Annotated in this window: 7 protein-coding genes and 2 pseudogenes; 8 read left to right on the forward strand and 1 reads right to left on the reverse strand. The window is 62.3% G+C overall.

Annotated features, from left to right (window positions below; translation table 11 throughout):
- The first annotated feature begins 154 nt into the window (after window positions 1-154).
- The 8 genes and pseudogenes from PARHAE_RS05180 (at window position 155) to istB (ending at window position 12,995) form a co-directional block, all read left to right on the forward strand.
- The gene (locus PARHAE_RS05180; protein WP_241232675.1) at window positions 155-2,347 is read left to right on the forward strand and encodes a PD-(D/E)XK nuclease family protein; all 2,193 of its coding nucleotides are present in this window, start codon (window positions 155-157) and stop codon (window positions 2,345-2,347) included.
- Window positions 2,348-2,349: 2 nt separating this feature from the next.
- Window positions 2,350-5,550, forward strand: a complete 3,201-nt coding sequence (locus PARHAE_RS05185) for a UvrD-helicase domain-containing protein (RefSeq protein ID WP_241232676.1) — start codon at window positions 2,350-2,352, stop codon at window positions 5,548-5,550.
- Window positions 5,550-6,062: a hypothetical protein gene (locus PARHAE_RS21515; RefSeq protein ID WP_241232677.1), complete on the forward strand. Its 513-nt coding sequence runs from the start codon at window positions 5,550-5,552 to the stop codon at window positions 6,060-6,062. The genes PARHAE_RS05185 and PARHAE_RS21515 overlap by 1 nt, the downstream gene beginning before the upstream one ends.
- Window positions 6,063-6,109: 47 nt before the next feature.
- Complete coding sequence (locus PARHAE_RS21520; protein WP_241232678.1) at window positions 6,110-6,763, forward strand: hypothetical protein; 654 nt, start codon at window positions 6,110-6,112, stop codon at window positions 6,761-6,763.
- Window positions 6,763-8,565 (forward strand): phospholipase D-like domain-containing protein, encoded by a 1,803-nt coding sequence (locus tag PARHAE_RS05195; protein ID WP_126153555.1) that lies wholly within the window; start codon window positions 6,763-6,765, stop codon window positions 8,563-8,565. The genes PARHAE_RS21520 and PARHAE_RS05195 overlap by 1 nt, the downstream gene beginning before the upstream one ends.
- Entirely contained in the window at window positions 8,565-11,105 is a 2,541-nt protein-coding gene (locus PARHAE_RS05200; RefSeq protein ID WP_126153556.1) for a DEAD/DEAH box helicase family protein, read from the forward strand. Before PARHAE_RS05195 ends, PARHAE_RS05200 begins: the two co-directional genes overlap by 1 nt.
- 81 nt (window positions 11,106-11,186) lie before the next feature.
- Window positions 11,187-12,211, forward strand: a pseudogene (gene istA / locus PARHAE_RS05205) (IS21 family transposase); the annotation flags it as partial.
- Window positions 12,201-12,995: an IS21-like element helper ATPase IstB gene (gene istB, locus PARHAE_RS05210; RefSeq protein ID WP_126153557.1), complete on the forward strand. Its 795-nt coding sequence runs from the start codon at window positions 12,201-12,203 to the stop codon at window positions 12,993-12,995. The pseudogene istA and the gene istB, both read left to right, overlap by 11 nt.
- A 257-nt stretch (window positions 12,996-13,252) precedes the next feature.
- Here istB and PARHAE_RS05215 read toward each other — a convergent pair.
- Window positions 13,253-14,447: pseudogene (locus PARHAE_RS05215) on the reverse strand (IS256 family transposase).
- Window positions 14,448-14,516: the final 69 nt, after the last annotated feature.

Here is a 14,516-nt window from a genome sequence, read left to right on the forward strand (position 1 = left end):
CGAAAGCCCCGCATAAGATACGTCGTTAACGACGTCGCTATGCACGTGTCTTAGCCGATCACCCCACGCTCAGGCAGGCGGTGGCAACCGGGCGGTTACGTTGTGGCAAAGGTTGGGGGATGCGCTGCCAGAGGGGCTGGCACCGATTTCCCATGTGCTGGCCCTGCCGCATGGGGCGTTCCTGGGCTCGTTGCCGGTGGTTGAAGGTTCGCTGGATCCTCTAGCTCCTGCGGCGCTGCAGGCGCTTTTTGCCCGGTTGCGGGACGAGTTCGGCACTGTTCCCGCAAGCGCCTATACGCCCCGGGCCGCAATCGGCAGCCGTCTGCACGCGCTGCAGGGCGGTGTTTCAGCGCAGGATATCGAGGCCGGGGTTCTGGATGACAGCCTCGCGTTCTATGGTCTGCGCGATCCCGCCGCCTGCGCCGATTTCGCCGCCGCCCAAGCCCGGGCGCTGATTGAGTCCGGCGTTTCGGCCCGTGAAATCGCCGTGCTGTCGGGCGATGATCTGCGCCAGATCGCGCGCGCTTTCTCAGCCCAGGGAGTGCCGCTCTCGGGCCTTCCGGGCCAATTACCTGAGCGAGATGTCATTGGCGAGGCCGCGCTACATCTGGCGCTGGCCAAGCGACCGCCAACTCCGGCTATGGTCTTGGCGAGCCTCGCGCTTTCTCCTTTGATGCCCTGGGCGGCACAGACCGGACGCGATCTTGCCGAAAGCCTCATGGGTGGCGATTTCCGAGGCGCCATCCTCACGGACACGCCCGCACATAAGGAACTGTGGGACGATATCCGCGCCTCGGCCGGCAGCTTGCCGCAGCTGCGATTCCTGCTGGACCGGATCTGCGAGCGGATCGGAAAAGGCGATCAGGTCCGCGCGCGGCTGACTGTCCCCCCCGGCGAAGGCACGCCGGATTGGGAGATAATCCTGCGTGGCATTCAGATCGCGCCGCCCATGGTTGCGGACCCCGACCGCAATCTTGAAGGCGTCAGCCTCTGGTCCGCGCATGAAAGCCCGTGGCGCCCATGCCGCCATCTGATCGTCAGCGATTTCACCGACGGGCTTTACCCAACTCGCCCGCGTGCCAATCCGCTGTTTCTTGACAGCGAGATCGCTGCGATACACGCGGGAACCGGCGTTCACCTTCGCGGTCGGGCCGAGGGGCTGGCGCAAAGCCTCGCGTTACTTGATCAACAGCTTCAGGCGGTTTCCGGCAGCGTCACCTTCCTCATCCCATGGCGCGATCTGGCGGGCGGGCGCTTGCAACCTTCGGCCGGGTTGTCGCTGGTGGCGCGGGCGGTGGCGGGCGTTGAGGATGCCAGCGATCTGATCACCGATCTGTCGCGTCAGAGCCCTGCGGAATGGCCGATTGCGTATCACCATCTGATGCCGGTGTCGGAACCCGCGGAATTGCCTGAGGAGCTTACTTTCCCGGGGCATCACCTTCTGTCCCTTCGTCGGCGCGATGACGGCACCGCCAAACCGCAATCGCCCTCACGGCTCGAGACGCTGCTTGTCAGCCCGCTCGCCTGGCTTCTGGCCGAGGTTGGGGCCGAGGATATGTCTTGGTCGACCGAAGAACTCGACGTGATGGCAAGGGGCAATATCGCCCATGATGTCTTTGAGCATGTCTTCCTGAAGGATCAGCCGTTCCCGGAAACCGAGGCGCTGGCAGAACTGATCCCCGAGGCCTATGACCGCGCGCTCACCCGTCACGCGGGCTATCTGCGCAGCCCGTCATGGGAGATGGAGCGCCGCGGTTTGGAGCGTGAGATCATGGCGGCGGCCCTGCGCTGGCGCGACCACTTGCTGGCGCTCAATGCCAAGATCATCGGCAATGAAATCTGGCTGGCCGGTGAGGCGCATGGCATCAATCTGCATGGCAAGGCCGACGCGATCCTTGAACTGCCTGATGGTGCGCTCTTGATCATCGATCACAAGAAAAGCGGCACCAAGGGCCGGCGGCAGCGGATGGAGGCGGGCTGGGATCTGCAGGCAGGGCTTTACGCCGATATGATAGCGCGGCCCATGCGGCGCGAGGGTGACGGCATGGACCCGCTGATCGGCCGCAAGGTGGCGGTCGCCTATCACCTGATGAATGATGGCGGGCTGCTGACTTCGGGTCTGGTCTTGCCCGAGGGCTCGCCCGCTCGCGACATGGGCGATGCGGTGAATGCCGGGGCGGTAGCCAAGCTGGCGGAACGCTTGGCCGAACTTGGTGCAGGCCGGGTCGTGCTGAACACCTCTGAGGATGCGGCCTTCTTCAAGAAAGAAGCCGGCTTCACCCCCTATGCGCTGACCGATGGCTCGGCCCTGGTCACCGCCTTCATCCGCACGCTCGAGGAGGAATGACCATGGCCCCCGTCAATGCAGATCAAGGTCTGGTCATCGTTCCCGCGGGTGCCGGCGCGGGCAAGACCCACCGCATCAAGACCCAGCTGTCCGATTGGGTGAAACGCGGCATTGTCCGGCCCGAACGTATCCTTGCCGTCACCTTTACCGAGGCCGCGGCTGGCGAGTTGCGCGAAAGGATCCGTGCCGGCCTTCTGGCCGATGGACTGGTCGCCGAGGCGATGGCGGTCGAGCGCGCCTATGTCTCGACCATACATGGACTGGGCCTGCGGCTTTTGACCGAACATGCTCTGGCGGCTGGTGCCTCGCCGCAGCCGCGTCATCTGGGCGATGCCGAGCGGGATCTGCTGATCCGTCAGGCACTGGCACATGCCAAGGCGCTGGACCCGATCAAGGCCGCGCCCGAGCGGTTCGGTTACGCCCCGAACTTCGTGAAGGGCGAGACGGTCGAAGACAGTTTGCGCGCCCGGGTGCTATCGATGATCGACCTCTTGCGCGGCCTTGGGGACAAGGGGCGCGACGCTGGCCTGATCGCTCCGGCACTGACGCGGCTGGATGCGGTTTACGGGCCGGTTCTGGATGACCCTATCGCCGCGACCACCGCGTTGCAGACGGCCGTGCAGGTCATGATCGCAGCCTTTCCCGAGGGAGGCATGGCCGGGATCACCGCCAAAACCAATGTCGAGAAGCTGGAGAAAAACCTCGCGCTTTTCAAACGTGTTGATCGCGCGCCCGATCTTCTGGATTGGGATTGGCAGGTCTGGAACGATCTGCGCAGCCTGTTCATCTCTAACCGCTCCAGCAAGACGCCTGCGGGATATGACGACCTTGCCACGGCGATCATGGCGGCGGCGGATGTGCTGCCCTGCCATCCCGGCCCGCTGGCCGATGCTAAGCTGCACCTGTCCTGCCTGATCGCCTGCGCGCAAGAGGTGATGGCGGCCTATGAGACCCGCAAGAAGGCGCTCGGCCTGATCGACTTTGCTGACATGATCACCGGGGCTGAGCACCTGCTCCGCACCGACCTCGCCGTGCGGCAAGCGGTGCTGGACGAGATCGACTGCGTCATCATCGACGAATTCCAGGACACCAACCCCGTGCAATTCGCGCTTTTATGGCAGTTGGGCCAGCACGCGCCGCGCACACTGCTGGTGGGCGATGTCAAACAGTCGATCATGGGGTTTCAGGGTGCCGATCCGCGCCTATCGACAGCGCTGGCGGCGGCAAATCCCGATGCGACCCAGCCTTTGGACCGCAACTGGCGCTCGACCCCAGCCATCATGCAATTCGTCAATGCGATGGGGGCTGGCCTCTTTGGGCAGGGCTATAACCCGCTGGCGCCGACCCGCGATGCGGTCGCAGCTCCCGCGATCGAGGTTCTGAACGCTACGCAGGGACGGCGCTCACAAAAGTATTCGCAGCCCCCAGAACACATCGCCGAGCGCATCGCCCGTATCCTGACTGATACTGAGACCATCACCGACCGCCACACGAAGGCCGTCCGGCCGGCGCGGCCTTCGGATATCGCGCTCTTGGTCTGCCGCCACACCACCGCCGCCCGCTATGCCGAGGAATTGCGCGCGCGCGGCGTTCCGGTGCGGATCGCCGAGGATGGCTGGGCGAAAAGCCCGGTGATTGTTGCCGCCCGCGCCGCGCTGGCCTTTGCCGCCAATCCGGCGGATATCCATGCCGGGCTGCTCTTGCGCACGCTTGGCCCGGACCCGCTGCCCTTGCAGGAGGCGCTATCCGCCCAGATCGAAGGGCGGTTGGTGGATGACCCGGTGCTGATGCTGCTGGCCGCGCTCTCGGACATTCTGGCCCGCTCGCCAGTGGGGGCGGGGCTTGATCTGGTGCTGGATGCCGCCGACCTGCGTCTCTGGGCCGAACGTCAGCCCGATGCCGCCCAGTCCCGCGCCGATCTTCTGCGGCTAGAGGCTGAGGCGGGTGAGTTCGAAGCCGCGCATCGCGATCTCAAATCCGCCTCGGGGTTCCACGGCGAGACTGCCAAGGTCTTTCTCGGCTGGCTCGACGCCCGTGGGGGCGAGCGCGATTTCGACCGTCATCCCGATCCTTCCGCCAACAGCGCCGAGGCCGTGGAGATCGTCACCTGGCATGCCTCCAAAGGGCGGGAATGGCCGATCACTGTCGTCGCAGAGTTCGACTATGGTATCGAGGAACGTGCGGGGGCCACTGCGACCCGTTTCGATGCCTTGGACCGCATCGACGATATGGCGGTGGTGCTGGGGTCCGCGAGCCTGATCCACACGCCCGGCTTTGCCGCGCCCGAGGCGACCCGCCGTTTCATCGAAGACCGTCGCGCCGATTTTGAAGCCAATGCGAAAAACCTTCTCTATGTCGCCCTGACCCGTGCCCGTGACCGGATGGTGCTGGAATGGCCGGGTTTTCTGAAGGACCGCGAAGAAGACGCGCCCGAGGCTACGAACCTGTTTCATATCCTGTCCGATACTTGCGCGCCGCAGATCGGGGCGGGCAGCCTGCGCATCAATGGCGTGGATTGCCCGGCGCTGATCACGCAACTGCCTGAAGAGGCGGGATTTACCGAGTACGCAGGCGGTGCGGCAGCCTCAGCGCTGCGATTCGGTGCCGCTGCGCCGTTGCCCGTGACACCGCTGACGCCCTGGCGGCTGCAGCCCTCGCAAACCCGTAGTGCGGGGGTGCCGCCCGTGTCCCGCCGTATCAACATCGGAGCACCCTGGCCAAAGGCACTGAACGATGCCTACCGCGGCACAGCACTGCATCTGGCGCTGCGCACATACCTGACCCGGCCCGATCTGGCCCCGACTTTGGCTCTCGCGACCGGGCTTGACGACGCCACTCTTGCGCTAGTGGCCGAGCGCGCCACGGCGCTGAAAGCCTGGCTTGCCGATCAGGGCTATACGGACCTGCGCGCCGAGATTCCGGTGCTTGGCCACACGCCCGAGGGTGCAGAGATCCCCGGTGCCCTCGACCTTCTCGCCATCGGCCCGGCAGGCGCGATGCTGATCGACCATAAATCCGGCGGCGGCGGTGACGGGTTTGGCCCCTATTGGCCACAGCTTTCCAGCTATGCTGGACTGTTGGCCGGACTATACCCGCAGCATCCGCTGCAGGGCGTGGCGGTGTTCTGGGTCGATCACGGTTGGCTGGAACTGGCAGATGAGGGCGCGTCGGCGGGAGCTTTCGCACAGGCCAGAGTTAACTGATGCCCTGGGGAATACTTGCTCCCGATACCGTGGTTTCGCAACGGCGCCAGCAGAACCTCGGGCTTGCGGCGGCGGTTCGTCATTTCAATGATCGGGCGGTCCCCGGAATCGGCGGCATGTGGTTTCCCATGCCCATCCTTTGGTCGGTTCTGGCGATCTCTATCGCCGAGGAACTTGGTGTGCCGGCACTGCCTGTCGGCAACGCGGTCGAAGCGCGTGTCATGCTTGAAGTCATCGCGGGTCCGCAGGATCGCCGCGTGCGAGGGGCGCGGAAGATGCAGGGCTTGAAGGATAGCAGTTTCCACAATCTCAGGCGTCGCGGAACTTATGTGGTTCAGCCGATCCGCATGGCGATGGTGCAGCCTCTGGTCGCACTCGGGTTCGTGCAGGGCAGCCGCTACGGCGCGTTTCGCATACATAGCGCTGGCAGAGAGCTGTTGGAGCTGAATGCGATGAAAGAACCGCGCCGTTTGCTTGGTGCCTGGCGCATGGCAGGCAGCCACATGGCCTGAAGGAGGCCCTGACAGTGCTTTCCCCGGTTGGGGCTGTCCCGGAAGCGGTGCGTAAACTGATCCTTGCCCGATTGCTCGACGGAAATGATCCCGGCTCGACCCGGCGCCGGGCCCTGGCGCGCCTCGGCACTGGCCCCAGCTCCGCGTATTTGGACCAAGAAACCGCATTGGCGGGGGTTGCGCCGGATCACTGGTCGGATCTGCGCGCCGGAGCGGCATTTATGGATATTCGCGATGCCGCGTTGACGGTGTTGGACCAGTTGGAACAGCACCTGCTGAAGCTTCGCGACGATAATCAGCCTGTGCGCCTGTCAGAAGCGGAGGCAGCCGAAGTCGCCACCGAGCCGCTGAAACAATTGCGAGATCTGGCCTCGGCAAAAGGCGCGCTTGTCGATCAGGGCAATGAGGAGACTAGCCGCAGATTTATCGCGGAAATCCGACATCTGTCCGATCAGCAGCTGATCCAGAGGCTGGCCGAGCGCGATTCTACCGTGATTTGTCAGCGCGAAGGCCACATTTTTCTCGGGCCGGCTGCGAGCGAGTTGCGGGGCAGCTCGGAGACCCAGGACGAGAACCGGCCCCCTCAGGACGAGGCCTTCGCGCCGCAGCTTTTCCGGCTGCACAATCTTCATTGTCTGGTGACGGAGCTGTCCGGAAAGGTGAACCCGGGCAGCCGTGACGCGGGATCGGAGGCCGTCTGATGCAGAACACGACGCTCTACTCCCTCTTCATGCCGCCCGAGGATTGTTATGGCGACTTTGGCCTTATGTGCGGCTTCACCGCGACGCGGCAGGTCCTGGGGCAGATCCGCCGAACATTCACTGGCGAGATGGCGCGCCCGGTGCTGGCCGCCTTCATCCATCCAACCATGAATGCGATCTCGGACGTTCCGGGACTTGCCTGGATGTGGATGCGCCTCGAGGGACGCGGCTACAACCTTCTCCATGCCAAGGTAGCGCTTCTGGGTTTTCGCAAGCGCGGCGGAGATGGCTATGTCATTCGCCTCGCTGTCAGCACGGGGAACTGGACACAGGATCCGCTTACTCGCAGCATCGACCTGTTCTGGTCGATCGATCTGGACTCTGCTGTGCCTGGCGCACAGGACATTGCCGATATCCGCGCTGCGCATGAGATGTTTGGATGGCTGCGCGAGCGGGCAGATTGCGCCCTGATCGAACGCAGTTTTGACGGGCACCGGCCAGACGCCCTGCTGGAGGCCGCGATCACAGCCTTGCCCACGTCATCCGCGCGTCCCCGCTTCATCGACAGCCGCAATCAGGCGCTGTTTCCTCAGGTGGTCGAGCGCCTGGGTACCAAAAAGAAGGCCGACCGTCTCATCCTCGGGTCTGGCTATTTCGAGAGCGACGGCGATGGTGCTGCTGGCCTGCCAGAGCTACTGCGCCGCGCATTGGTGCAGGAGAAATCCCTGACGAAAACAGCGGCTCTCGACCTGTTTCTCAACCCGTCCTCCTGTCAGGGGCTTGCTGCCCGGGCCGGTGCCTTGATTGACGCAGGCTGGAACTTGCGCCCTCCGCGCTCTGTCTTGCATGGAACTGATGGGTGCCTGCATGCAAAATTTGTGGTGCTGGCGTCGGGCGAGACCGAGGCCTCGGGACGGGCTTATCTTGGATCCGGCAATCTGAGCATGAACGGGTTTGAGCGTGCCGCAAGCGCCGGGGGAAACCTTGAGGCAGGTGTGATCGTCGATCTGCCGGGAGGACTGAAATGGCCGCGACGCAGAGACACGCGGAACGGTATCGCCGCTGTTTTGCCGATCCAGTTCACTGATGTGGTGACGCCCGAAGCCCTGCAGCAAGGGGAAGGCTTTGTGCGCCCCGATGAGCCAGAAACCCAGCCGCCAGTTGCGTGGCTTATATGGCAAGACGGGGTGGTCTCGGCCCCCGAAGACAAATCGGTGATGGTGATTGGTGTCGATGCGGCTCAGGCCCAGACACCTTGTCCATGGCCTGCACCGGCTCCAGCGATTGTGACACTCGCGGAGGGCGGCTGGCGGCTGCCTGTCATTTCTTCCGAAGCACTTGTTGTCGCTCGCCCCTCCGATATGTCGGTCGAAGATATCCTTGCCAGCCTTGGCTCATTTCCCGAGCCAGGTGATGCTGACAGCGAAGATGAGGGTGAGGAAGGCGAAGAGCCGCTCACCGACGCCTCAGATACCACCGAAGCTCCGCCAGCTGCCTATCCCATTCGCAGGATGATGGAACTTCTGGTGAGTCTTTGTGAGACACAGGCAAGGTTGGACCCGCGGGACTGGCAAAGGTGGTGTCGGGAGTTGCAACAGAACCTTTGCGCTATCGCGTCTCGCGAAAAAACGATGCTCGAGTTCTTCCGGAACGCCAGGGCAAATCCTCTGCCTGCTCTGGCAGATCCGCGTATGCGCCCGGAAGAGGTTTCGCCAGACCTATTGAGAGATGCGCTTTTGGCAGTGTCCGTCGCGTGGGAGCTCAGCGCTTACCCATCGCTCTGGGAACGGGAGGCCGCGTGATGGTGGACTGGAACGAGGTCGCGAGCATTCTGGATCGTATCGCAGGGACGTCTGATGATACCCTGCTAGATCATGGCCAGAAGGCGAGTGTCACAGAACTAGCGTGCCGTATCCGGGCGGGCCAACGCTCGGCCCTGCTGGCTGATGAGGTGGGTATGGGCAAGACCCGCATTGCGGCGGCGCTGATCGCAGCGGTGCGGGAGGCGGGCGGGCGCAGCGCCATTGTTCTGCCCGCGGGCCTTGGGGCACAATGGCAACAGGAACTGAAACGGTTCAACGCCGACGACAAGACATTGCTGCCGCTGCGCAGCTATGATGGTTTTATCTCCGGTTTCTTGCACGATACCGATGCGGAGGGGAGCGCAAGACGGTTACACAGCCATAAGGAGTGGCTTTCGGATCGCCGCAAGCAGCGTGAGTTGCCGGAGAACGGCTGGGCCGCCGAAGAGATCATAATGATCTCTCATTCCTTCGCGAACATGCAGTTTCCCAATCGTGGAGAAGGCCCCGCTGGAGGCTGGCGCCGGGAACTCTTACCCAACGTCGCCCGCCTGATTGGAGGCCGACGGCGCAACTTCATGCGCGAAAATTTCCATTCGGGTGAGGTGGGCTATGTATATGCCAGTCGCCGTGCGGCGCGGCACATTGCCCAAATGATTCTGGACCACGAACTGCCGCGCGATGCCATTAACGGCGATCAGAAATGGCTTTCGGCGGACGATTACAAGAACAGGATCCTGCCGCTGATCGGCTATGGCCTGGGTCAGTTTGATCTCATAGTCGTTGACGAAGCCCACAAGGCGCGCGGCGCAGATTCAAGCCTTTCGCGCATTCTCGGCCCGGTAAGCTGGGAAGCGGATGATCCTTTTCGTCTGGGCATGACCGCAACCCCGGTCGAGCTGGACTCCAGCCAGTGGATCGACACGCTGGAGCGACTCAATGGTCGCGATGACGATCAGGATATTACTGCGCTCGCAGAGCTGACGGAATGGATCACCGGCTATGTGGATGTTGTTCGTCGGATTCAAACCGAAGAACTGGACGAGACGCTGACCGGGGAATTCGAGACCTCCGCCCGGCAGTTCTACGCAGCATTGCGACCACACGTCCTGCGCCGGGACAAACGAAGTGACCCCGAATTCTGCGTCTTCAAAGACAGTCATGGTGATTATCGTGAGGTCACCGATATCCCGGTTTCGCCGGAGGCAGACGGTTTTACCCGTGACTGGTTGCGCCGCTTTTGTGCGGCTGAGGCGCTGTCGTTACTCCCTCAGGATGATCCGCGTGTGAAACGGGTCAGGCTCGCCGTTGCCCAGGGGTATGGGTGCGGCTTTGGAGAGGATGAGGAAGACAGCCCTTCAGGCATGACAGATGCAAACCTCGTTGGTCCGGCGGGGTTTTGGACGGAAGCTTTCACCGCTGAGAGCAACGACATCTATAGCCACCCTGCGATCCTGGCGGCTGTGAGACAAATCGAGGCCTATACACGGGCCGGCGAGAAAGTGCTCGTCTTCGGCAGGTTCCTGACGCCGATGAATGTGCTGACCAGACTGCTGGACGCACGTGAGATGCTGCGTCGTTTGCGAGACGGACAGCACTGGCCTGCCAGTGGGATCGGGGAAAGCAATATAGCAGCCGTCATTGCGGCGATGAGGGATCCTGATCTTGCGGTGTCGGGTGGGGTCGACGAAATCGATGTGATGTTGAAAACCCGCTATCAGGAGTGGGCGAGCGAGCGCCGGGCTGAACTCGCACGGCTTCATCGGGAGTTGGAAGACCTTGCGCTGGAGGGAGGAGCTGCTGCATTTCTGTCAGAGATTCTGCGCCATGAGGACGGCAAACAAGACCTTCAGTTCGGGGCATTGCTCGAGGCACTTGGTGGCAGGCGGGAAGTTGCGGGCGCTTCCTGGACGGGGCGGGAAATGCTCGGGCTGTTCGAAAAACTGCTCATGGAGCTTGCCGGGGATGATGAAGCAGAGAACAACGATACGCAGAAAGCCCGGCTGGATGCCTGGCTGAACGATTATTCCGGGCGCGAGGGCAACTTCGCCAGGATGATGTCAGGCGCAACCGCACCGCAAACGCGGCGTATGCTGCAATCTGCATTCAACCGGTCGTCCAGTTGGCCGATGGTGCTCCTCGCGCAATCCCGCGTCGGGCGTGAGGGCCTGAATCTGCATGAGGCCTGTCGCACAGTGATTCTACTGCACGCGGAGTGGAATCCCGGCATTGTCGAGCAGCAGATTGGGCGTGTGGATCGCAAGAACAGTCTTTGGCTTCGCGAATGGCGGAAATGGAGGGATCATGGTGATGGTCTCCCGCCCCGCATTCGGGTTCACCCTGTTGTCGTCAGTGGCACATACGACGATCACAACTGGCAGGTTCTCAAGGCGCGTTGGCTGGAACTGAGGGCGCAGTTGCATGGCGATGTCCTACGTCCCGTTCCAGGTCGGTCAGAGGTGACAGATGACAAACGAACCTGCGCTGACCGCGTTCGGCGCGCAGTGCCGGATTTTTCGCCGGGAAAACGTGGCGGTTGAGTTGTAGTGTAACCGATACTCACGCTGCTGTTCGGAATAGGATGGAATGAAAGCTGCTATTTTTAGCAACCATTCTCCTCGCTGCAAACCCACGAGATGCTGTTCGATGCCCACTGGCACGGCTTCCGGGTCTTTGGCGGCGTCCCTGGTCGGGGTATCTACGATAACATGAAGACGGCGGTAGATCGTGTCGGTCGCGGCAAGGAGCGACAGATCAACATGCGCTTCCTCGCGATGACGAACCACTATGTCTATGAGCCCGAGTTCTGCAATCCAGCGGCAGGGTGGGAGAAGGGTCAGGTCGAGAAAAACGTTCGGGATTCCCGTCATCAGATGTTGCAGGGGATGCCAGACTTCCCCGACCTCCCCGCACTGAATGCCTGGCTGGAAGAACGCTGCCTCGAGCTGTGGCGGGAGACCCCACATGGCAAACAGCCTGGCACCATCGCCGATGTCTGGGCCGAGGAGCAGGCCGAGTTGATGCCATTGCCGGTCGCATTCGATGGCTTCATCGAGATGAGCAAGCGTGTCTCGCCCACCTGCCTGATCAGCTTCGAGCGCAGCCGCTACAGTGTTCCGGCGTCATTTGCGAACCGGCCTGTAAGCCTGCGGATCTACCGGACCGTCTGGTCGTTGCGGCCGAGGGCAACATCCTGTGCGAACATACCCGCGTGATCGAACGCAGTCATAAGCTGCCACCAAGGACAATTTATGACTGGCGGCATTATCTGACTGTCGTGCAGAGAAAACCAGGCGCGCTTCGCAACGGCGCACCCTTCATGGAATTACCATCTGCGTTCAGGCAGTTGCAGGATTACATGCTGCGCAAGCCCGGCGGTGATCGCGAGATGGTCGATATCCTCGCACTTGTGCTTCACCACGACGAACAAACCGTGCTCACTGCTGTGGAGCTGTCCTTGGCCGAGGGTGTGCCAACTAAAACCCATGTGCTGAACCTGCTGCATCGGCTGGTAGATGGAAAGGTGATCGGCGGGCCACCACTGGATACGCCACAGGCATTGGCCCTGCATCGTGAACCCAAGGCTAACGTTGAGCGCTATGACGGCCTTCGCAGCCAGATCTCCGGAGGCCGTCATGCGTCATGATCCAGCCGCTGGTGCCATCGTCATCATGCTGCGCAGCCTCAAGATGTATGGCATGGCCCAGGCCGTCACCGACCTGATCGAGCAGGGCGCGCCAGCATTTGAAGCTGCAATTCCGATGCTCTCCCAACTGCTGAAGGCCGAACTGGCCGAACGCGAAGTGCGCTCGATCGCCTATCACATGAAGTCGGCTCGCTTCCCGGCTTACAAGGACCTCTCGGCCTTCGACTTCGCCGCCAGTGAGATCAACGAAGCCACCGTCAGAACCCTGCATCGCTGCGAGTTCATGGATGGCGCTCAGAACGTGGTGCTGATCGGCGGCCCGGGCACCGGCAAGACCCATGTTGCCATCGCCCTCGGCATCCAGGCTATCGAACATCACCGCCGAAAGGTCAGGTTCTTCTCCACCATCGAACTGGTCAACGCCCTCGAACAGGAAAAAGCCAAGGGCAAGGCAGGGCAGATTGCCGAGGGCCTGACCAAGCTCGACCTCGTGATCCTGGATGAACTTGGCTATCTGCCCTTCAGCGCTTCGGGCGGGGCACTTCTGTTCCATCTGCTGAGCAAGCTCTATGAGCGCACCAGCGTGGCGATCACCACCAACCTCAGCTTCAGCGAATGGGCCACCGTCTTTGGTGATGCCAAGATGACCACTGCCTTGCTCGACCGCCTTACCCACCGCTGTCACATCCTGGAGACCGGAAACGACAGCTTCCGCTTCAAGGCAAGCTCAGCAGCTGCAGATAGGAAAAAGAAGGAGACACACCCGCCCTTGACCCCAGCTTGAAACGAAATCCATAATCAGAGGTGGCTCACTTCTCGGTGACAAAACCGGCTCAGTTCCGCGTGAGATTCAACAGTCTTCCCTCTCGCCGCAGATTCTTGCTTTTGTCGTGAGCCTTCTGGCAGCGATTCTGGTTGTCACTACAAGTCGGCTGCATGGCCATCTGACGCTCGACAGCAGCAGGGGGGTGCAGAAGCTCCATCGATAGTGCCCCGGGGCATGGTGTATGAGCGCCGACCCCCGGAAAGGTCAGGGTTCGATCAGGATGCCACGGCGGGCAACCTGACGTTGGGATTGTCGGTGACGCGAGCGAGCGTTTCAAGGCTCATATAGCGCCGGGCGACGGTCCATTCGTCGTTTGTCTCGAGCATCAGCGCGCCGACGAGACGAATGACTGCATCGTCGTTCGGAAAGATGCCGATCACGTCAGCGCGTCGCTTCACCTCGCGGTTCACCCGTTCCAGTGGATTTGTGCTGGCGATCTGAGCCCAGTGTTCGCGGGGGAAGGGCATGTAGGCCAGCACATCGTCACGGGAGGCGTCCATCAGGGCGCCCAGCTTCGGCTGCTTCTCACGCAATGCATCCGCGACGATATCCCACTGCTTTTCCGCCTCGGCCTTGGTTTCCTGGGCGAAGATCGTCTTCAGCATCGCCGCCATGGCGGTGCGGCTCTTGGCTGGAGCATGGGCCAAGGCGTTGCGCATCCAATGAACCCGGCATCTCTGGTGGGTTGCGTTGAAGACCCGGCGCGCGGCGGCCCGCAGACCTTTGTGGTCGTCGGCGATTACCAGCTTCACGCCGCGCAAACCGCGGTCGGCAAGGGATCGCAGGAACTCTATCCAGAATGCCTCGGCCTCAGAGAGGCCAGTCGCGACCCCCAGCACCTCGCGCTTGCCGTCCTCGTTGACCCCGACGGCGATTATCACGGCGGCTGACAATCCGCCCGCCTTCGCGCACCTTCAGATAGGTCGCGTCGAGCCACAGATAGGGCCACGCGCCCTCCAACGGACGGCTCAGGAACGCGTTCACCCGCTCGTCGATCTCGGCGCAGAGGCGGCTGACCTGGCTCTTGGACATGCCGCCCGCGCCCATGGCCTTGACCAGGTCGTCGACCGAGCGGGTTGAGACACCGTGAACATAAGCCTCTTGGATCACCGCCACCAAGGCCTTCTCGGCTGTGCGGCGTGGTTCCAGGAAGCTGGGAAAATAGCTGCCCTTCCGGAGCTTCGGGATCTCCAGAGTGATCCGCCCGGCACGGGTGTCCCAATCGCGGTCACGGTATCCGTTGCGCTGAACCTCCCGCAGGGCCGTTCGCGCCCCCTTGGCAGCCCCGGTCCGCGCCTCAACTTCGGCTTCCATGATCCGCTCGGCCGCAAAGGCCAGCATCTCGCGCACGAGATCGCCATCAGCCTGCTTCTCAACCAGCTCGATTAGCGCCATTCTGTCATTGGTCATCGTCGTCTCCATTCCAGGTTTCAGGTCTTGCAACCCAAACCTACTCCGAAGATCGGCGATGACCGCCAG

This window comes from Paracoccus haematequi (assembly GCF_900631945.1).
Lineage (GTDB): Bacteria > Pseudomonadota > Alphaproteobacteria > Rhodobacterales > Rhodobacteraceae > Paracoccus > Paracoccus haematequi_A.

Coding starts and splice junctions, on each gene's coding strand:
- PARHAE_RS05185 (WP_241232676.1), top strand. CDS start 2,350: ATGGCCCCCGTCAATGCAGATCAAGGTCTGGTCATCGTTCCCGCGGGT.
- istB (WP_126153557.1), top strand. CDS start 12,201: ATGCGTCATGATCCAGCCGCTGGTGCCATCGTCATCATGCTGCGCAGC.
- PARHAE_RS21515 (WP_241232677.1), top strand. CDS start 5,550: ATGCCCTGGGGAATACTTGCTCCCGATACCGTGGTTTCGCAACGGCGC.
- PARHAE_RS05200 (WP_126153556.1), top strand. CDS start 8,565: ATGGTGGACTGGAACGAGGTCGCGAGCATTCTGGATCGTATCGCAGGG.
- PARHAE_RS05195 (WP_126153555.1), top strand. CDS start 6,763: ATGCAGAACACGACGCTCTACTCCCTCTTCATGCCGCCCGAGGATTGT.